The organism is Acidovorax sp. LjRoot129 (genome assembly GCF_964253765.1).
Lineage (GTDB): Bacteria > Pseudomonadota > Gammaproteobacteria > Burkholderiales > Burkholderiaceae_C > Acidovorax.
Genome location: NZ_CAXUSE020000001.1, coordinates 2,381,548 through 2,401,781, shown reverse-complemented (window position 1 = coordinate 2,401,781; position 20,234 = coordinate 2,381,548). Strand labels below are relative to the sequence as shown.

General features: G+C 59.3%; 15 protein-coding genes. 4 read left to right on the top strand and 11 right to left on the bottom strand.

The genetic code is table 11. The features are described from left to right. Positions 1-35 precede the first annotated feature (35 nt). Both avs3b and avs3a read right to left on the bottom strand, forming a co-directional pair. On the bottom strand, positions 36-731 hold the full coding sequence (gene avs3b / locus ACSQ3Q_RS11010; protein WP_436134417.1) for an AVAST type 3 anti-phage proein Avs3b: 696 nt from the start codon (positions 729-731) through the stop codon (positions 36-38). After that, entirely contained in the window at positions 697-7,056 is a 6,360-nt protein-coding gene (avs3a, locus tag ACSQ3Q_RS11005; protein ID WP_436134416.1) for an AVAST type 3 anti-phage nuclease/ATPase Avs3a, read from the bottom strand. Before avs3a ends, avs3b begins: the two co-directional genes overlap by 35 nt. A gap of 1,001 nt (positions 7,057-8,057) precedes the next feature. Between avs3a and ACSQ3Q_RS11000 the strand changes: the two genes are divergently transcribed. The 3 genes from ACSQ3Q_RS11000 to ACSQ3Q_RS10990 all read left to right on the top strand — a co-directional run bounded on the left by ACSQ3Q_RS11000 (position 8,058) and on the right by ACSQ3Q_RS10990 (position 10,585). Continuing rightward, positions 8,058-8,654: a DUF6088 family protein gene (locus tag ACSQ3Q_RS11000; RefSeq protein WP_436134415.1), complete on the top strand. Its 597-nt coding sequence runs from the start codon at positions 8,058-8,060 to the stop codon at positions 8,652-8,654. Continuing rightward, on the top strand, positions 8,647-9,657 hold the full coding sequence (locus ACSQ3Q_RS10995; protein ID WP_436134414.1) for a nucleotidyl transferase AbiEii/AbiGii toxin family protein: 1,011 nt from the start codon (positions 8,647-8,649) through the stop codon (positions 9,655-9,657). Before ACSQ3Q_RS11000 ends, ACSQ3Q_RS10995 begins: the two co-directional genes overlap by 8 nt. 262 nt (positions 9,658-9,919) lie before the next feature. Beyond that, positions 9,920-10,585: a hypothetical protein gene (locus ACSQ3Q_RS10990; RefSeq protein ID WP_436134413.1), complete on the top strand. Its 666-nt coding sequence runs from the start codon at positions 9,920-9,922 to the stop codon at positions 10,583-10,585. A 498-nt stretch (positions 10,586-11,083) separates the two neighbouring features. Here ACSQ3Q_RS10990 and ACSQ3Q_RS10985 read toward each other — a convergent pair whose 3' ends face one another. From ACSQ3Q_RS10985 to ACSQ3Q_RS10965, 5 genes are all read right to left on the bottom strand, one after another. Beyond that, positions 11,084-11,674, bottom strand: coding sequence for a DUF6622 family protein (locus ACSQ3Q_RS10985; RefSeq protein ID WP_436134412.1), 591 nt, complete (start codon positions 11,672-11,674; stop codon positions 11,084-11,086). Between the two features lie 492 nt (positions 11,675-12,166). Continuing rightward, entirely contained in the window at positions 12,167-12,544 is a 378-nt protein-coding gene (locus tag ACSQ3Q_RS10980; protein ID WP_436134411.1) for a TipAS antibiotic-recognition domain-containing protein, read from the bottom strand. Between the two features lie 192 nt (positions 12,545-12,736). Then, positions 12,737-13,444: a hypothetical protein gene (locus tag ACSQ3Q_RS10975; RefSeq protein WP_436134410.1), complete on the bottom strand. Its 708-nt coding sequence runs from the start codon at positions 13,442-13,444 to the stop codon at positions 12,737-12,739. 39 nt (positions 13,445-13,483) lie between these two features. Further along, complete coding sequence (locus ACSQ3Q_RS10970; RefSeq protein ID WP_436134409.1) at positions 13,484-14,452, bottom strand: tripartite tricarboxylate transporter substrate binding protein BugE; 969 nt, start codon at positions 14,450-14,452, stop codon at positions 13,484-13,486. A gap of 16 nt (positions 14,453-14,468) precedes the next feature. Next, positions 14,469-15,725 carry an alpha-hydroxy acid oxidase gene (locus ACSQ3Q_RS10965; protein WP_436134408.1) on the bottom strand — a complete coding sequence of 419 codons (1,257 nt, stop codon included), beginning with the start codon at positions 15,723-15,725 and terminating at the stop codon, positions 14,469-14,471. A gap of 97 nt (positions 15,726-15,822) precedes the next feature. Between ACSQ3Q_RS10965 and ACSQ3Q_RS10960 the strand changes: the two genes are divergently transcribed. Then, positions 15,823-16,722, top strand: a complete 900-nt coding sequence (locus tag ACSQ3Q_RS10960) for a LysR family transcriptional regulator (RefSeq protein WP_436134407.1) — start codon at positions 15,823-15,825, stop codon at positions 16,720-16,722. 289 nt (positions 16,723-17,011) lie between these two features. On the opposite strand, the gene ACSQ3Q_RS10955 is transcribed toward ACSQ3Q_RS10960, so the two are convergent. From ACSQ3Q_RS10955 to trbF, 4 genes are read right to left on the bottom strand one after another with little or no spacing between them, the layout of a single operon-like run. Further along, positions 17,012-17,248 (bottom strand): DUF2274 domain-containing protein, encoded by a 237-nt coding sequence (locus tag ACSQ3Q_RS10955; protein ID WP_436134406.1) that lies wholly within the window; start codon positions 17,246-17,248, stop codon positions 17,012-17,014. After that, entirely contained in the window at positions 17,245-18,498 is a 1,254-nt protein-coding gene (locus tag ACSQ3Q_RS10950) for a TrbI/VirB10 family protein (RefSeq protein WP_436134405.1), read from the bottom strand. Before ACSQ3Q_RS10950 ends, ACSQ3Q_RS10955 begins: the two co-directional genes overlap by 4 nt. Continuing rightward, positions 18,495-19,529, bottom strand: coding sequence for a P-type conjugative transfer protein TrbG (gene trbG, locus ACSQ3Q_RS10945; RefSeq protein ID WP_436134404.1), 1,035 nt, complete (start codon positions 19,527-19,529; stop codon positions 18,495-18,497). The genes ACSQ3Q_RS10950 and trbG overlap by 4 nt, the downstream gene beginning before the upstream one ends. Beyond that, positions 19,526-20,233: a conjugal transfer protein TrbF gene (trbF, locus tag ACSQ3Q_RS10940; protein ID WP_436134403.1), complete on the bottom strand. Its 708-nt coding sequence runs from the start codon at positions 20,231-20,233 to the stop codon at positions 19,526-19,528. The genes trbG and trbF overlap by 4 nt, the downstream gene beginning before the upstream one ends. Between the last annotated feature and the right edge of the window lies 1 nt (position 20,234).

Sequence of the window (20,234 nt, the reverse complement as noted above, 5' to 3'; positions counted from 1 at the left end):
CTTCAGTTCAGCCACCCCATTCCCAGCGGGGCGCATCATTCCTCATCTGGCTCGGCGACGTCCGCTTCATCGGTTAGCAGGTCGTTCTTTGCTCTCAGGTCCGCAGCATGTGATGCCGCCAGATCCGCAAAAATTTCCAGCTTCCGTATCTTGCTCCTCAAGGTTTCACGGGCAATTTTCGCTTCGTCAGAGGAACGGGCGAGGCCATCATCCGCGAAGCTAACAACTCGGACTTCGAGCGTCACATCCGCTCCCGCATCGGCTGCGCTTTGAATCCAAGGCTTAGCCTCTTCTGCGGCTTCCTCAGCCGCTGCAGCTAGGAAGTAGTGCACCAAAATCCGCGCTGCGTCGTCGAGCTTCACCGCCAAGTCGAGCATCTTTTCGACAGTCTTATCGACTTTCATGTCAGCAGGCCGCTCCTGCATGAAGCGAAATCGCGGACCGCTTGTCGTATCAAGTGAATTGAGCGTCCGTAGAAGCGGCTCCAGACTCTTCAAGGGGCGAAGTTGAGTTGGAAGGCTATATCTTCGCTCCCACAGCTGAAAAACCAGTTCCGCACAGGAGCTTTGCGCCGCGACTCTAGCCTCAGGAGGGGCATTTTCTGCATCTTTGATGCGCTCAGCGAGGGCGTGCGCCATCCACTGAGCAGTTTCATCATCTCCAAGCTTCAACTGCGAGATAAGCCGCTTGCCGAGGTCAATAACTGCGTTTGAGCGTTCTAGCGATTCCATCTTCTTCAATCAGGTAGTAGCGAACATATGGTGGTGGGTACGAGCTCAACTCTTCGTCATCTGAGCTGTATCGCGAACCCCGTCGATGCAGACTGAGACGGACAACAAGCCAGTGCTCTGGATTGGCAGCGAGGAGCTCTGTAAGAAATGCTCTGTCAGCACTCAAGCGGGTACCGGGAATCGTTTCCTTCTCACGGCCATACCCGTTCGAATGGGTCCATGTCTCACTACGCACTTGCGCACCGCTCTTGGTCACCCATCTTCGCGCATCGTCCACCGAGGTCAGGCCCATCGCCGAGATGGTTGCATCGTTCGGCTCATCGCCCGGAACACGCACACGTTCACCCCATGGGTCGTATTCGTCAATTCCGTAGGATTCTCCTTGGTCAGATATCCAACGACGAGGCTTGAATTGACCATGAAAGCGCACCTTCGATGTGGGCTCAGGGGCGCCTCCGTTGGATGCCATGTCCTCGTCTTCGTCGGCTGTCTCTTGTTCTTCGTCGAACCGGAAGAAGTAGTCGTTAGGGTTCGAGCAAGTTTGCGCCGCAGCGAGAAACGCTGTCGCGGTCGCCCTCGGCACCAGGGCACTGGTCACAGAAATGGCCTCTTGGGACTGCTGCGGACCACTTGTCCAGTCCCCTGCTACTACCAGAAGCCCTTCGTCAGTCTCCAGGAGACTATCAAGGTGCTCAGCAGTTACCTGCCAGCGCCACTCCTTGTCGCCATACTTCTCGGACTCCGGTGGAGATTTGGTGAGTTGAGGGTCACGCCTATCGGCAGCCCACTTGCCGTCCTTGCACGTCAAAAGATGACGTTCATGCCACTCGCTAAACTCATCCTCTAAGCTGTAGCTCGCCTTACCGACTGGGTGGGTCTTCAGAAGCCTAGCTGCCACTATCATCATTGCGTGATACGCGCCGTAAACGTTTAGGTCTTCCACCTTCGGCATGGTTCCGTGCGAGTGGCTGGTTTGCTCGTGTTGAAATACGCCCCTTTTGTAACGAATGTCGTCGGCATGCTTGGAGGTGAGAGCCCCGATACGTTCGCTGATGGCCTCGACGGCGAGTCGAGTAATGCCACTCGACGAGATGCCGAAGACTCGACCAAGAGGTTCAAGCCAATATGGGCCAATGTCGATGCCAAAGTAGTATTTATCTGCCTTATCGTCCGATGAGTCATTGGATGGCTGAGTCTCTACTTCGGGCCTCCTGTAGGCGTCATGCTCAACGAGTGGAAGCTCACTTGCGTTGATTTTCTCCGGGGCGCCCAGTGCGGTCATCTCACCTAGGATTTCAGGTAGTTCGTGCAAGGCGCAGGCTGCGAAATGGCGCAACAGTACGTGCTCCTCCTTGGCGGACATCAAAAGGAATTCACCAAACATGCTCACCATGTTTCGGTGCTCGGCCGCACACCGAGCTAGCGCTAAGGTGAGCCACAGTCGGGAATGCCATTCGTAGAAGACAAGCCGTTTGTCGACGAACGCTCCGGGTGAACCGACGACTGCGAATTTCGCGAGCGCATTCACAACCGGAGTCCAGCCAAGCTCGATAGTCGCTCGAACAGCGTGTGCAGCCTCCCAACGTACAGAAGTCGTTGGTGAACCTAACGTCGCCCAGAGGTAACCAGCCAGTGCTGCCTCGCAGCTGTCGAGCGGCTTCATGCCCTCGTTCCAGGGTCCATCGCCATCGTCAGGATGAAGGTCACTTTCGAGGAGAGATAGCCCAAAGTGCAGTGCGTCGTCCGCCTCATCGTTTGCCAAACGAGAGGCCAACGGCTCCAACATCTGAAAGAGCTCGCTGGCTGTTAGCACTGTGACCTTGGCAAGAAACCCTTCAAGCACCGCGTCCACAATCTCGCTGTCGCTAACAATGCCCTCGTCAACAATCTCCCTGTACGGAAACGAGCTCCACCATCCTTTTCGCCTAGCAGATTCAGGATTTGCTCGGCATACGGATAGCACCACTTCTGCCATCGCCTTGCGCAGAGCAACCGGCTTGGTACTTTGTTTTCCGAGCACGCCGAAAAGTTGCCTGAGCTCATAGGTCCCAAAGTCTGGCCACTGCGCAATCGCTAGACAGAACTCGGCCGCTCGGCCCAAACCGCATCGGTGCAGTGCTTCCTGGTGGAACTCATCAATCTTATAGGGCGGGTCGCACGTCCTAAGGCGCAGATAGGCCGCACGTAGTTCCGCGGAATTTGTGAGGTCGACTCCCTTGAATAGGACATCCCAATCCGGGTCGCTTCGTTTCTCCCGCGTTTCCGGCACGTATTGCCGAGCGGAATTCCTATCTTCACGCTTGGGCTCCCTCGCTTGGGCGAGCAGCCTGCCGATGTCTGGAGCTACAAAGTCGCAAGTGCGTGCCAGTTCCGAAACCCGCTCAAGTTCCTCCAGCGACGGCGAACTGACTCTGAGGAAGCGGTAGCCAACGTTGAGCGTTTTTCGCTGTGCTTCCTTATTCGATTCGTGGTCGACCGCTTTCACCAGGTCTTCGGCGCGCGCCCATTCCTCGCCAATCGGGCAAAGCGCAATTGGCGCGATGGGCGGAAACAAGCCGCGCTTTACAAGGCGGTCGGTTGCAATTGTTAGAAGTCTGTCCGCGTAGCCGAACTTGCGGTCTCTCCAGCGACTGAGCGCGGCGATTGTCGAGGCCGGGCACAAGCTCAACAACCCATCGATTGTGCATCCCCAGTCGAAGTGCTTGTCTCTTTCCACATATTCGTACGCCAGCTCCGTGCATCGTGCCAAGCGATAGGCAGACTCGGACCGGGGTGGACTGTCCTTTCCGCTTGCTTCGGCCAGGCAAATGAGCGCGCTCCACCTAGCCAAGTTTTCCTGCCCAATGCGGTTCGACATCTCCACTGCCCGCTCAAAATAGGTGCGGGCCTCCGCTATGCTGGCAGGAAAAATGGACCGCGCCAGAATTTGGTAGGACTCGACTCTGGACTCAGCGTGCTCTCGATTTTGTTCTATCGTTTCGTAGGCCCTGACGGAAACTTCCAGCGCAAAGTTCTTGAGGGCCTCTGTGCGGGCGGCCACGCGACAGACATTCGCCATGGTAGTGGGCCATAAACCCTTCGCCTTATCTTCAAACCAGGCCCGATATGCAGCCAGTGATGTGACGTCTGAAATCGACGCGTCGCGCATCGTCCGTATCCATTCCAGTGCAGCGACCTGGTTTAGATTGAAGACGTTGTTGTAGTCTTTGGACCTAGCAGCATTCGTTGCCTTCAGCGCATCCTGGGCAGCTTCGCCGAATTCTGCCGGAGTCCTGCCACAGGCAATCTCCGCACTCAGACGGAACCAAGTCAAGACACCGCCCGTGCCCCTGTTAAATGCTTCGGCTTCGGAACTCCCGCTGTAGTGACTCTTCTTCTCCAGCTCTTCTCGGATCCCCTTTGGAGCCAAGTCGATGAGCGTGAGTTGCTTGCCAAGCAAGGCAGCCTCAAGCGAGTACGCCCTCAGTGGCGTAGACCTATCGGCGGCGTACCACTCCGCCAGTTCTCGGGGTGGGTGCTCTGGCAGGTAGCGGCGTATGACGCCTGCCCATGCTATGTCGTCACGTGGAAGCACTCGTAGCGCTTGTAGAACAGCGGACGTGACACCATTTAGCACGCTCCATTTATCGCTATGCCCACCTGGTTCTTGCAGTTGAATGCGACGGGAACCCAATGCACGCATGAGCCTCTCTACCGACTTTGCTGGCAGAGAGTGTCCACCGTCGCACGCTTCGGCTGCGAGGCTGAGCATCAGCCAAACATCTCGCGCACCGTGTTCCGCCAGTTGGTCAAGAAGGTCATATCGACCAAGGTCCACAAGTCGATGCGCCAAGATGCCACCTGCGGCCATAGAGAGAGACCTAGGTGTCCACCCTCTGAGAAATCTGACTGCTTCCTTCGGCCCTTCCGCAAGCAATATGGCCATTGCCAGTTCGGCCATATCGCTACTTTCGACGCGCTCGTTTTTTTCCTCGCGCTCTTCATGAGACATCCCCGCCCAGGAATGTAGCCAATCTGTCGCCATTCTCAGGCGACTTCGCGCTTCAGCAAGGAATTCAGGACGGCCCGCCAGCAGGCCAGCTTCATAAGCGTGATGCGCGCCTGTCCAGTTTCCTCCGAATGTGCGTCGAGACACCAGTTCGTCGATGCGGTCTGGAGAAAGAAGTGCAGAGGCGATGTCCGTGTTCCCCTGTATCAGGTCATTCTGGCGCTCGACACCAGCGAGTTCGCCGGCCACCTTAAGTGCGAGCTTCGCCGCCGGAGCGTAGCGTTTCTCTTGCAGGCAGGCCTTTAGCGCAAAGGTCAGGCGCTGGACCTCCACATCACGGCGCTCGAGCGGGTTCGACGTAGGCAGGCCATCAGCAGAAAGGGCCAGGTCAACCAACTCGTCCATTCGCCCCGCTGCAAGAAGCAGTTGAGGAATCGTTGATGCGACATAGGAGCTGTTGGCGGCAAGGGGCTTCAATCGGTCCAGAAACGTCGCCAGCTTTGCCGTGTCTGGCCAAAAACATTCGCGGAACCAGGTCTCGGAAGGCTCATCCAGGAAGTGAAGACTGCCACCTTTGACCAGTAGTGGTCGCCCTAAGTCATAGGCGAAACTTCGTACCGCACTTTCCGTAGTTCCCGAAATCTCAGCCAGTACCGCGATTGGAACGAGCGGTCGAAGCACGGCCAAGCCCTGACAGATTTGGTCAATCTGTTCTGCTTCGACATGGCCTTCTCGAAACCTGAGCTTTTCGACTGCGCCTGCCAGCAGTTCGGCTATTGCCCGCTCAACTGTGGAGGGTGAGGGCCCGAGCGCCCTCAACATGTCCTCTATCGACAGTTTGCGGCTTAGTGCCAGCGCCTGAACTCGTGGGTTGGAGCTGCTCAAGAAGTCGAAATCGGCGACATCGGTGTCAGTCGCATTTGGACAGTACTTTTTGAGGTGCTTTGCTGTTTCCAAATGGCTAAACGGGCGCAGTTCAACATGCGTAGCGTCGGGCGGAGCTCGCAGATGGTCTCGTCGATGGGTTCGACAAGTAAAGACAAGCTTGACGCCGCCTGGCATCGCCGTGCGAATGAGGTCGGGCACGAAGGCCACATCATTGAACTCAGTGGCTGCCATAACGGCGTTGTCCGCCGCGTCGACTATCAAATAGAGATTGGCAACGGGCGTTTTGGCCCGGAGCAAACCGACCGCCTGAGTCAGTCTTGCCACAAACGCACGCATGTACTGTTTGCTGTCCGTTCCGCGGATTGGGATCAAAGGATGACACAGCCCCTGAGCAGCGAGCTCGTTTGCTATCTGCGGGAGCGCGTCCTCTTGTCGATGCCGGAAGTGTTGGGAGCTTCTATACAGCCCGTTACCAAAGCAGTCATATAGCACCGCCACGGAACCTTCGGGCAAAGACCTGGAAAGTTGCCATGCGAGGATGGACTTTCCAACACCTCCTTCTGCATGAAGGACGACGGGGTGAATCGCGGACTCCAGAATCGTGCGAATCTCTCGTTCCTGCTCGCGCGGAAGTGCACCGTCGGTAGGCTCAGCAATCAGGCACTTTGCAGGCCATAGGTCCGCCTCGTCAGCCCCAAGCGCACGCAGAACATCAAGGCGACGAATGGACGGATTTGAAGCGTGCTCAGAGGTGGCCTTCTTCGTAACCAGTTCTTTGAGCTGAAGTGGTGCGTCCGAGTCAGCCTCGGTCAAGTAGTTTCTAACGTCCTTGAACAATAGATTGCGTTGATTCCACAGGTCGGGCTCGCCTGCTTCAACCGAGAAGAGCATGAAGAAGTTTGCAGTCTCGCTGTCGAGCCCCTTCACATAACCAAGTAGCGTCTTCGCGACTGACGAATGCCTCGCTGTATTCCCCTCTGCGAGGTCCTTCAGCGACTCAGTCACTTTTTCGTCGATGGGACGGTTGGTCGTGAAGGTGAAGTGCAATTTGTCCTTAAGCTCCTCCCAGGTGAACTTCTTACGCAGTTTTGCAAACCGCTCGGAGAAGCCCTCAAGCGTGTTTTTCAGGCCGCTGGCTGTCCAGGGCTCCTGCAGACGTTTCGTGGAATGCTTCAGTTGCACATAGCGAACGCGGCGGGCGTCCTTGAGTGACTCGCTGCCAAAGTAGAACCCCACGTCGATGAGTTCGTCGCCTTCGTTGGCTGAACCAGGGCCTTCGGCAGCCGATGCGCCTTCAATGGAGATGGCGACCAAGTCGCTCACACCAGGCAAGAGCGAGAGGCAGTGGCGTGCGGCCCAGTGGTAATGGAACTGGTCTCCGTCTCTGCTCGCTCGCACCAAGTCGGAATCTGTGGTCGTGGTGCTGGCAGTGGTCTTTTTTGAGTTCATAAGGACGGAGATATTGCCTTCGAAATGTCGCGATGTGGCTTCTGCGGTTTCTCGTTTTCGATCGAGCGACTACATATGCGTCTGCGAGTCTTGCTAAACCGAGGCTAACCAAATAAGGCAACTCGACTTAGCAGCTGTCCCCTTGTATGGCTTTCGCCAAATCCGACTAAGCACACGCTTCGATGTCGACATTGAGATGGTCTGAAAGTGCTGCATTTCCATGACTCATTTTTTTACGCTACAAGCCATGCAGGCAGTCATTGCGCATGCCCCCAAGCTGGCCATCTGCCTCCGTCAGTCCTAACTATTTAGTCCTGTAGTCACCCACTACCGAGGCAAGGTTGGCGCTTCCGCCAGGGGAGGAAGCGACCATAAGACGATAGACGCAGTTGGGCAATGCGGTCACAGCGATCTGCACTTGCAATTCAGTTTGTGTCCGAACGGCTGGCTGTTCGCCGATTCGACAAGAGCGCAATTCATTGTTGAGCCTACAAACAGGTATGGAGGGGGAGTATTGAGCGGTTTGCTATGTGCGAATGGAACTGAAACTATCAAGTTCCGCTATGGGGTCACTTGCGGAAGTAGACCCGTTGTTTACGACTGGCCGCAAACAGCCTGGAGCAGTCCCAACAATCCGCCCTGCATTCCTATGCGGCCTGCACTTAAAAGTGAGTTCAAGGGGCACTTGCGCGTCCGGCGCGCCAGGGGTGCCGTGGCGAGAATGCTCCCCGACCAAAACAGTCGAACGCCACACCAGTTTGCGAGGTCTCAATTCGCAATCTCGCCGCTATCCATAGGAAACCCCGGCTGACTTATAGGCGGCTCACGCTCTGTAATCGTTAGACCATCGCGCGCGAAGTACGCCCAGCGGGGAAGCCGTGGAAGTCCCTGGTTGTGTTTTCAAGTCCTTTAACCACTCAAGTAACTGACATCGCTACATCAGCAGGCTTGAAAACTGTCAGAAAATACACCATACTCCTGACACCTCACCAGTTAACGCCATGCAAACCCTCGCCAAACAAGTCCTAGAGCACGCCGCCGGGTTGCCCGAAGGCACACCCCTGGTCGCAAAGGAGCTGCTGCATCTGGGGAACCGGGCCGCCGTGGACCAAGTTCTGTCCCGGCTTGTGCAGCGGGGCACCCTGCTGCGCGCGGGCCGTGGCATCTATGTCTTGCCGGTCGAGAGCCGCTTCGGTTCCCGCGCGCCCTCGACTGCCAAGATGGTCGAGGGGCTCGCCAATCAACGCGGGGAAACCATCGTGTCGCATGGCGCGTCCGCCGCCAACGCGCTCGGGCTCACGACCCAGGTGCCGATGCGCTCCGTCTATCTGACGTCCGGCCCCAGCCGCCGTTTGAAGCTGGGTGCCCAGACCGTGGAGTTGCGGCATGCTCCGGTGTGGCAGCTGATCTTTCCCGGTCGCGCTGCCGGCGATGTGGTGCGAGCGCTGGCATGGTTGGGGCCGGAAAAGGCCGGCGCCGCGCTGCGAGCGCTGCGCGCGAAACTGCCACCGACCGAGATGAAAGAAGTCGCGTCGGCAAGGGCGCGCCTGCCGACGTGGATGGCGCAGGAGGTGAGCGCGCTGGTACCGCATGGCTGAGTTTTTCGAGCTCTCCACGGACGAGCGACTGGAGGCCCTTGTCCAGGCCGCGGACGCGTCTGGGCGCCCTCCTCACCTGCTGGAAAAAGATGTTTGGGTGGTCTGGTCCCTGCGGCACCTGTTCGCCGCCTCCTATGCGCCGCATCTCGTCTTTAAGGGCGGCACATCCCTCTCGAAGGCCTATGGCGTCATTCAGCGCTTCTCGGAGGACGTGGACCTCACCTACGACATCCGCGCCATCGCTGGCGATCTGATCGGCAAGGCGGGCGCGCCGCTGCCTGCCAGCAAAAGCCAGGAAAAGAAATGGAGCAAGGAGATCCGCGCCCGCTTGGTTGATTGGGTGGCAACCGATGTCCTTCCAGGACTCCAGGAAGACCTCGGGAAGCAAGGCCTGCCAGCCACGGTCCGCGCCGAAGGGGACAAAGTGTTCATCGACTACGCGCCGTTGGCCTCGGGAACGGGCTATGTCCCGGCGGCAGTCATGCTCGAATTTGGCGCGCGATCTACTGGCGAGCCTAGCGAACTGCGCTCCGTTCACTGCGATGCAGCCGCGCACCTGCAGGGCGTCGAGTTTCCCGAAGCGGCGCCACAGGTGATGCGAGCCGAGAGGACCTTCTGGGAAAAAGCTACGGCTATCCATGTCTTCTGCGCACAAGGCGCGTTTCGAGGCGGGGATAGGTTCGCCCGACATTGGCACGACGTGACCCGGCTGGATGCCGCCGGCTTCGCTGATTCGGCGATTGCGGACGCGGCGCTGGCGAAGACGGTGGCCGATCACAAACGCATTTTCTTCGCGGAGAAGGACCTGGACGGTGAGTCGATCGACTACCACGCGGCAGTCGCGGGCGGGCTTCGCCTTGTTCCCGAGGACGGCGCCCTGGACAAGTTGGCTGCCGATTACCAGCACATGATTGACGATGGCCTGTTCCTCAACGACGTAGACCCCTTCGACGCCCTCCTCCGCCGCTGCCAGTCCATCCAAGAAAAGGCGAATGCATCATGAGGCCCTAACGCGGAGGTCCCATTGATGGCATCGGCCTGCTATGAAACAAGGGGGCAGCCCTCGCGCCCCTCGAACGAGTTGGAGCGACTGCTACGTCGGGCGACAGCAATTGCTTGCTTCGAAATAGGACTGGGCGTCCCATATTGACCGAACGCCAGCTGCCTGGGACAGAAGCTGGACCTCACCAGCCGGTCATGAGGAGCTGTTTGAGACGCGACTCCCGAACGGAAAGTCAGCACACACAAAACGCCAAGTTGACATCGTGAGAATTGTTTTTATCGAAGGACTTCCTGGCACTGGCAAAAGCACACTCGCACGGGGTTTGTGCGAGGTCCTACGTGAGCATGGCCTCGAAGCAGCGTGGTACCTTGAAGAGGCAGCCGATCACCCGGTACACCCCGCCACCTTCAAAAGGACACAGAAGGAACCGGGCTTCACTGAACGTTGTCTTGAAAATTGGCAACACTTCGTCAAGCACGTCGAAACTAAAGGCGGCCTCCATCTTCTGGAAGGCAGCGCGTTTCAGTCGACTGTTCGATTCATGATGGAGCAGGAGAACGCCTGTACGGACGAGTATTTCCAACGGTTCATCGAAATCGTCAACCCGCTCTCCCCGGCGCTCATATATCTAAGTCCAGACAACGCACGGGAGCATTCGTGCAACGTTGCTTCCCATCGTGGCGCAATCTGGTCCGGCAAGGTATCGACCTATCTGCAGGGAACACCATACTCCACGGCTCGAAACTGGAAGGGAGAGTCGGGCATGCATTCGTTCTGGTCAAACTATGCGGTGCGATGCGATGAGCTCGTCAAACGGTCTGGGATGGCGACCTTGAGGCTTAGGGCTGCGCCGGGTGATGTGAAATCACAGCTTTCGAGGAGCATCGCTTTCTTGCGCGATAAGGGCATCGGCGTACAAGAAACCTGAGTGTCCCAAACGTCTGTCTCTGACGGCCCAATCGCTCTCGTGCGGCATCAAGGACGGGCTGTTTGCTGCCGAGCCTTGTAAGCATCAGCTTCTAATGCTGAGATTCGTCGCTCGACCTAGGGGAACCTGGAACCCTAATGCAGCGCAAATCGGCCCGCTGGCCCTGGCTGGATGAACGCAAGTTAAGCACTTGCTCCGACGTGTGCACGGTGGGTGACCTCGAACAGGCCTGAAGCGATCAGCGCTACGCAGCCACTGAAGTCGTTCACATACCAAGTCGACCTTCCAATCTCCGCACGACGTGCAACACAAGCTCGCCAGCCCAGGATTCGCAGACGCCGCATACGAGTCCTTCTCGTCCTCAACCGCTTCAGGGGCATAGGCCCCAGCTATACACGATGTGGGGCTGCTTATGGGTCCGGCGAGGCCCGGAGCTCATGCAGCAGGACGCTCGAGCACCTGGGCCCGCCGGTCACCCGTCACTGGAATACGCAATAGTTAACTTTGCGCCAATCCTGCGTCGACCCTTGCCTTATCGGCGTCCACCAGCGAGCTTGCTCGAGCGAGACGCCAAAGGCGGACCGAACTGGCCGAAAACACCCCGGATAACAGGCCGTAGGCGCCAGCCACTGCCATTACAAAGATTGAATCGCTCACCATTGCGGGATTCATCGCAACCTCGACGTTTACGTAGTACTTGGTTAGAAAGATGCTAGTAACCAGAAGGAGCGGCAATACGCTGCCAGGCATCTCGAATCTTCGTTCAGCTCTCAGATACCGCGTGCCGCGTGGCACGCCTGGTAGCAGCACAGTCAGCGCCGCGGCAGTAGAAACAGCCACTACAAGCCAGACGACCAGTGCCAACGGAAGTGCTTCTGAGGCCCTGAATGCAGAAAGCACGCCAAGAACCGATAGCACTTTGAAAACCAATGGCACTGCAATCGCGCGGTTGACTGGTCGTTTGCTCGGTCGCAACTGGCCGACCCCATACGCCCAAAGCGCAAGCAGCACGCCCCAAACCCAGTACGGTGTCCGATGGACGACTACCCAGATCATTTCAGGTTGCTGTACTAAGAGGGTAAGTAACATGGAATTCGCTCGCAGAGTTTGGAAGATGTAGATGCCCGCTCCTGATCAGCGGTGCGCAAAGGGCGTTCACCCAGCGTCACCCAACCAAGCAGCGAGGCGAATGTGCCGGACCCCTGGTATTAACTCCACAACGTTGCGACGAAATGGGGAAAGTTCACCGTGAAGTGCAATTGGGAAGCGTGAGCCGCTCGAACCGAGACATCCCATTGAGATGCGAGCATTACTGACAAACCCACCCACGAACCATCACCTCCCGTCGGGCTTTTGTCACAACTGAGCATCGAGTCCACAGCCAGAGCACTTACGCGTCTGATCGGGGCAGCCCCGAGACAGGTGTTGCGCTGCCCATGCCAAGCCTCCTTCAAGCAAGAGCCGACCGTCGCTCCTACTATGGGCCAAGCACAAAAGCGACATCACGGGGGATTTTCAAGGTTAGAACAAAAAAACCCCTGCAGACTAGCTGCAGGGGTTTAACAAACGCTCCAACTTACATTAGAGATTATTCAGCGCGTACTCTCTCAACGCCATCTCCAGAAATTCAGCCATTAGAGGATGGTAGCTGTTGTGGAACTGACGCATCGCCGGATTTTCTCTATAGAACATTCCGAGTCCGATGTACGCCTCTCGGCTGGGTACATAGAATCGAGACGCTATGTCGTAGTGCTGGGCTATCAAACGCTTAACTTCGTCACTTCCAGGCGCACAAGTCCCTACTAAGGGTGCCAATTGCCTGTACAGCGAATCCCAATCCGCGTGAACTTTGGCCTTGTCCACATGACTCCACCCATTGGTAATAGCCATGGACAATTTTTGCTCCTGGTGGAGACTCGCCCTGCAATCGCTCAAATAGTCTTCGGTAAGGGTCTTCAATTGTTTTCCTTGAAACCCGGCTTGATTAAAAACTAATGCAAATAAACCGGGATATAAAATTTCGACTTTTTTTTAGCGTTTTCTAGAACAGACATAACCTACCCTCGTTTAGAGTGAAAAAAAACTTTAACATCGCCAACGAACTGAGCAAGCGTGAAAATGCCCAGGCTGGCCTGTTTTGACGCGACATTATTATGGCGTGTCGATACTGGCGAACGGTTCGCCATTACGCAACCGGGCCAACTGCGCAAAAACCGACTTGGCTCCTACGCCAGCGACCCAGCGAGCGACTTCAACCTTTGCAGAACCGTAATTCGTCGTCAGTGCACCCTCGGCTGCGGTGTAGAAGGCCGCTGGACTGGCCAACGTCCGCACGTAGCTGGTGTCGAAGTTCTCGGGCAGGTCATAGGCGTCGCGGTAGTCCACCTGCATCGCCAGACCTTCATCAAACCAAACAGGTAGCTGCGTTGCCCGTGCCCAAGGCCCTACGCGCTCGAAGACTTCGGCGTGTACGAGCTCGTGGGCAACCACATCCACGGATCTCCCCTTCGGCCCTACAAAAACGCAGACCCGCGTGCCCAACATGTGGGTACTCGCATACTCATTGAGATTCAACTTTCCAAGCCACGTCGACCGGTCCCAGAAGACAACAATCGGCGTCGCTTGCGGAGTGCCATAAAAACGCGAGATACGCAGTCCACCTTCTACTCGCAGGCGCTCATGCTCAGTCAGAGTGTGATCGGCGAGATCAATGTCGGACAGCGCACAGGCTGCAACTCCTGGGTTGGCGTAGGCGTACTGAGCGATGCAGCCCACGGATATTGCAATCCCCGCCAACAGAACCCGATGTTTTCTAATCACAGTGTCACTTTCGCTTCTTGGTATCAACCAGATGGCCATCCGCGCAAGGAGTTCGCTCGCACCGGCTAGCCGCGGCGCCTACTCCAATGTCAGGCCGGCGGATTGAACCACCGCCTTATAGACCTCGTACTCCGCCTGAATCTGCTGGGCAAATTGCTCCGGGGAGTTTGCGACAACGTTCGAGCCGGTGCCCTCGATGCGCTTGCGCACGGCCGGGTCGGCAAGCGCCTTGATGACGCCGGCGTGCACTTTGCTGACGACCTCCTTCGGAAGATCACGAGGCCCATATATGCCGTAGTACGCGGTTCGATTGACCGGCTCCAAGCCAATTTCCTTGAACGTAGGCACGTTTGGGAGCTCTTTGAGCCGCTGGGGCGCGGCGACAGCAATTGCGACGAGGCGCCCGTCCTTGATGAAAGGCAGCGCGGAGGGAAGATTGTCGAACACCATGTTGACCTGGCCCGCCACTGCGTCGTTCAGCGCCGGGCCAGAGCCGCGGTACGGAATGTGGACAACAGAGACTTTTGCGCTGCTCTTGTACAGCTCCATCTGCAGGTGACAAATACTGCCAGTGCCAGCCGTCGCATACGAATATTTGCCAGGACTCTTTTTCAGCGCATCCACAAAGCCCGCGTAGTCCTTGGCCGGGAAACTTGGATGCACAGCGATCACATTGGGCGTAGCTGCAATGTTGATGATGGGTGTGAAGTCCGTCACTGGGTTGTACGGGCTCTTGGGATTGATGGCTGGCGCCGCCGCCGTGGTGGACACGGTCGCGATGCCCAGGGAATAACCGTCCGGCAGCGAGCGCGCCGTCTCGGCAGCGCCCAGCATGCCCCCTGCGCCAGACTTGTTTTCCACAACAACGCTTTGCCCCAGCGCGCGGCCCAGCGGATCGGCGATCACGCGCGCGATGATGTCAGTTGTTCCACCGGGCGCGAACGGGACTTGAAGCTTGATGGGTTTGGACGGGTAGGACTGAGCGGCAGCGTGACCGCCGGCCAGGGCAATGATTGCGGCGAGCACAAAGTGTTGATGCAGTTTCATCGAGAGTCTCCTTTTCTCAGGTGGCCGAGCGAAATGCCAAGCCTTTCAGGTTCATCAGGTGTTCGGGGCCCAATGCCCCTGGCTTGGTGACGCCCAGCATTGCAAGGTTGCGATCCACCTCGGCGCGCAGCAGGTCAATGGCATGCGCAACGCCCGGCTCGCCTGCAACTGCCGCCGCAAAGTTGAACGGGCGGCCCACGAACACCATTCGCGCGCCTAGCGCTAGTGCTTTGAGCACGTCGCTTCCTCGGCGCACTCCGCCGTCCAGCATCACAGGCATCCCTCGGGCGGCGGTCACGATCTCTGGCAGCATGCGCAGTGCGGATACGGCCCCGTCCAATTGCCGGCCGCCGTGATTGGAGACAATGATTCCGTCCACATGGTGTTCGCGGGCCAGAGTGGCATCTCGATCGCCGAGGATTCCTTTCACCACCAGGTTGCCCGCCCAGCGTTGACGGATGCGAGCAATGTGGCTCCAGTCGAAGTGGTCACGTTGGGAGAAATCGCGGTCAACATTGCGTGAGATGACGGGCGCCCCACGCTCGGCAAACGAGTTTTCGAAATGAGGCATTCCTTGCCAGAGCGTCCGGGCCAGCGTACCCAGGACCCAACGAGGATGCGTAAGCCCGTCCCAAGCCAATCGCAAGCCGGGGCGCAGAGGCGTTGAGAAACCGGCTCGGATGTTGTTCTCGCGATTGCCTGCGACCGGAAGGTCCACCGTCACGACCAGTGTGTCGCACCCGGTGCGCTGCACGCGTTCCAGCAAGGCATCGATCCGGCTTTCATCACCCGGCAGATAGGCTTGAAACCAGCTGCCCGGCGCTGCGCGCATCACCTGCTCCATCGGGATGAGCGAGGTGCCGCTCAGCACAAAGGGAATGCCGGCCCGGCTTGCAGCGCGTGCCAGCACCAAGTCTCCTTGAAAGGCAGATAGAGCCATCAGACCCATTGGAGCGATGCCGAACGGCGAGGCGTATTCGCGCCCGAACAACGAGACATGTTGGGTTCGGCGCGCGACCTTGCACAGCACGCGGGGCACGAAGCCCCACTCTTCAAAGGCATTGAGGTTGTCCCGCAAGCTCGCGTTCGTCTCAGCGGCACCTGCGACGTAGCCGTAGATGGAACGTGGCAGTCGCTTGCGAGCCAGCTGCTGGAAGTCATCCAAGCACAGCAGTTTTGACAGCGGTCCCCGCAACCGCGGGCCATTGAACGCCTTCCAGGAGTCTGACGGGAGGGCTGCAGCGGTAGGTAGTGAAGAACTGGGGGTGGACATGGCGATAAAGCTCCGTTCCCTCAAATCTATTGAAGACCCGCTTAGCAGAAAAGCGATTAATTTGATAACCGGACGTTCGCCTTTGCGACAATAGGCTATGACCCTCAAGCAACTCGAGGCCTTTTACTGGGCGGCCACCTGCGCCAGCTTTGCTACGGCCGCCGAGCGCGTGCACCTCACGGTGTCGTCGCTGTCGAAGCGGCTGGTGGAACTGGAAATGTCTTTGGGGCAGCCGCTCTTCGATCGAAGCGGCCACAGAGCGACACTGACCGCGGCGGGCGAGCGCCTTCTGCCGCAGGCCGTCGAATTGCTTCGCCGTGCCGAGCAGTTTCGCGCGGCCGCGGGCGTGGCCGATGGGCTGCAAGGAAGTTGCCGCATTGGCTCGGGCGAACTTGCCTCGATCACTTGGCTGCCCCGCTGGGCTGCAGCCTTGCGCGAAGCGCATCCTCAGTTGAGCATCTCAATCACGGTGGATATAGGAGAGGCCCTGGCGCAGCGACTGGAGCGTGGAGACCTCGACGCCGCGGTGATTGCCGGGCGCACAGCACGGCCCTCATTGCGGTGCACCCCTTTGGCCAGCGCCTCGTTTGTCTGGTGCGCTCAACCTCAGTTGGCGCGTGGCCTGCGCTCACTGAACGCTGCGACCTGGGAAGAGCACACCCTGATCACGTTGCCTCGTGGCTCAGGGATCACCTACGTTCTCGATGACTGGATGGCCCGCGCAAAAGCACAGCCGGCACAGACGGTGTCCTGCAACCAGTGGGGAGCGGTCGCTGGTCTGATCGTTGCGGGACAAGGCGTCGGCATCTTGCCAACGGGGCTGGCGCGCGGCCTGGAGCAGCGGGGGCGGCTTGCGGTACTGTCAAGTCGGCACAAGCTGCGCAAGCTGGACTACAGTTTTCATTTTCGGAACGACGACCCCAGGCCGTTGGTGCAGGAGCTCCAACGCGCCTGCGTCACCACCGCCGATTTTGATGCCGAAGGACCATTCTTTTGATCGCCCAAGTGGATTCACCGGTGCGGAAGGAACCGGGCACTTACGGGGCGCCGTCCTGAGGTCTAGACAGTAGATGCCCTCGGGGGCTGTGCCAGGTAGCGATGCAGTCAGCGTGGCCGTGGCCACTGATGACGGCGTAGATGAGGGTGTCGGATACCGCTTCTTAGCGCCTCTCAGGCCATACAGCGCAGGGCTAAGCAAAAGGCCACCGCATGAAGTCTCAAACCTTCGCTTGGCTTGTTCTACTCGCCAGGATTGCCGCTGACGTATGCGGCACGGTCGCGCTTCGCTATCCCAGCTTCTCCTTGCGCATTAATGATTTGAATCCACGATCCCGAGCAATAAAAGCCGCCAGCATGTGGGGAACCAGAGAAGCTGCATCCACTGGCAGCTGGTACACGCGGCCATGCATCGCGGCATAGTCATCCAGTTGCGCTTTCAGGTCCGCAGGCAACGAGACAGTGAGCTTTACCGCATCAGACCGCGGCAGCGCCCCCAGACTCAATCGGCTAGCACGTTTGGTCATCGCGGTACTCCCCGTTTGAAGAAAAGCGGCTGGTACGGCCGCAACACCAAGTCCTTGCTTACCATCACCCGCATCACAAACCCCGGCCGGACCGTCAGCGTCGGCTGCACACTCAGATTGCGGTTCGTGATCTCCTGCCCCACCTGGTTCACCGAATCCTGCAGGCCCTCCCGGGTCGCCATCACCAGGCGGCTGCCATCCGCCCTCCTGTCGGGCGCCGCAAGCTCCGCCCCCACTCCCAGCAGCGTCGACAACGACGCCCCTGCAAGGATACGGTCCCAATGCCAATCCACACCATCCTCCAGCCCGGCATAGCCCGCCGGGTCAATCCCAGGCAGTTTGTCCAGCGCCACCGACGACGTATCTGGCAGCACCAGCCGGGTCCAGACCAGCAGCACGCGCCGTTGCCCGAAGGCCACCTGGCTGTCGTAACGCCCGATCAGCCGCGAGCCCTGCGGAATCAGGAGGTGTTGCCCCGTTGCCGTGTCGTAGACCGCCTCCGTCACATTGGCTATCACCTGCCCTGGCAGGTCGGAGTTGATGCCGGTGACCAGCGCCGCCGGGATGACCGTGCCCGCCATCACCTGGTACGGAGAGGCGGGCAGCTGGAGCCTGCCCGGATTGCGTGTTCCCGTATCACCGGCATTGGAAAGGAACGCCTCCTTCTGTCCCTGCCGGTTCTGGACCGCCGTAGGATCCGTTGGCGCAGCGGCTGAGCTCTCCATCGCGCTCATCGGATTGAACGGTTGATTCCCAGAGGTCTGCGCAGCGGGTTCGACCGCGCCGGCAGCCTCCGAAGCTCCCGGCCTCCCACCACCGGCGTTGCCGCTGCTGCGGAAGAATACCGAAGACCTTGCCGCTTCCTCCGCCGCCAGCCGTTCCGCCTGCTCCGGATCGATAACCGAGCCCACCGGTTGCTGCGCCTTCACGATGGCCGGCCCCAGGCCGCCCGGCAGCGGCTCGCCCAGCACCGGCGGCGCCTTGGGCAGATCGGCGTAGTCCCTGGGCAACCGTTCAAGGTCCTCAGCGCGTGACACGCGTTCCACGTTGAATAACTCCGTCGCTGGGTTGCGCGAACGGTGCTGCACCTGCAGCGACCACACCGTGCCGCCCAGCACCGCCGCAGCCAGTGTTCCCGCCCCGAGCACCAGCATGCGACGATTAAGCCGAACCACAGGGCGCGGCTGCGCACGCAGCGCCAGGCTCTCCGGGTCCACTTTGGCGGGTGCTGCCGATGCCGCCGCGTTCACGAGCCGCCTCCCGTGGGTGCGCCAACGCTGCCCGCGCGATCCGTGCGCTCGATGCGCACCACCTCGCCCTTGGATTTGCCGGATGCACCCAGCCGCAACTCCGCCGCCCCAAACAGCCGGTCCACGACGTAGTACGGCGACCGGAAGCGATAGTTCACCAACTGGGCATCCCCCTTCGCTCCGATCACGAAAAGCGGTGGCAGCTCCCCCTGGGCAATGCCCGCCGGAAACTGGATGTAGACCCGCTGCCCGTCGTCAAACGCCCGCAGCGGCTTCCAGGGCGGGCTGTCGCCTGAGACCGCATAGCTGAATCGGATCTGCTCCAGCGCAAGCCCAGACTCCACCGGAGCTGCCACCTGGGCCTCCCTCCCCTGCTTCTGCAGCGCCAACATCCGGTCTTTTGGATAGTCCCAGGAAACCGAAGCCATCCAAGCCTGTGGCGTCGAGGACAGCTCCACCAGGTACGTCCTGCGATTGGTGGTGATGACCAGGTTCGTCTTCAACCCCACCCGAGTTGGCTTGATGAGAACGTTCACGCGCAAGGTGCCACCAGAGCCGCTTGTCGTGTCCCCTACGATCCAGCGCACCGTGTCGCCGGCCGATACTGTCACCAGCTCCTCGCCAGGCTGCAGCCCGATCGCCGTCACGCGGCCCGGGCTGGTGTACACCTGGTACAGCGCCCCATCGGAATAGGGCCAGACCTGGATCGCGTTGACGTAGCCTTCGCGCGTGGGCGCAACCCGTGCCTCCTCGTTCGCCCGCGACACACGCTGCGCCTCATCTGAGGACTCCGGCGCTGCCTTGAGCTCCTTGGCGCTTGGCAAGGCCTTCAACTGCCCGGGCAACGCCAAGGGCTGCGGTATCGCCACCACCTCCACCGGCGCAGGCGGATCGGCAGCTGCAAGCGTCGCTTGCACACCCGCAGGCTCGTCCAGAGCGATCACCGGCGGCGGCTTGCCACGCGAGGCACAGCCGGCCAGGATCACCACCCCCATCGCCGCCAAAGCGACTTTCCGTACATTCGTATTCATGGCTTCTTCACTCCTTCGCTGGAATCGAGTTCTCGGCTCCACGACAGGCCGTTGACGTAGATGCCCAATGGGTTCTTCCGGAGGCGCTCCTCGCTGCGCGGCGCCTGCAGCACGATGGACAGCACGGCGGTCCAGCGCTCCAGGCCGGCAGCCTCGCCGTTTACATAGCGCCTCTCCGTCCAGCGCACCTGGAACGAGGCATCGCTGGCCCGCACCACGCTGTGGACCTGCACGGCAACGGACTGCTGCCCGATGCGCGAGAACGGGTCGGCCACGCGCGCGTAGTCATTCAAGGTCGCAGCACCCTTGTCTGTGGTGTAGTCATAGGCCTCAAGCCAGTTCTGCCGCACGACAATCGGATCGATCGATAGCGAGCGCACGTCGGTCACAAAGCGCGCCAGATGAAACGCAATCTGCGCATCGCTGGGCTGGTAAGGCGTGGCAGCCTCCCCCACCGCGCGCACTTGTCCGGCTTGGTCTACCTCGATGACATAGGGAGTCACGATGGACTGCGCCGAGCGCCAGACCAGACCGCCTGCCATGAGCAAGGCCAGGCTCAGGCAGCCAAATGCCATCAGCCGCCAGTTCTTCGCCTGCACGCGGGCTGAGCCAATGCGCTCGTCCCAGACCTGCGCGGCAGCCTGGTAGGGTGTAGCAGGCTCCGGCGTGTCCGAATACCGCACCAAGGGTCGTTTGAATCGCATA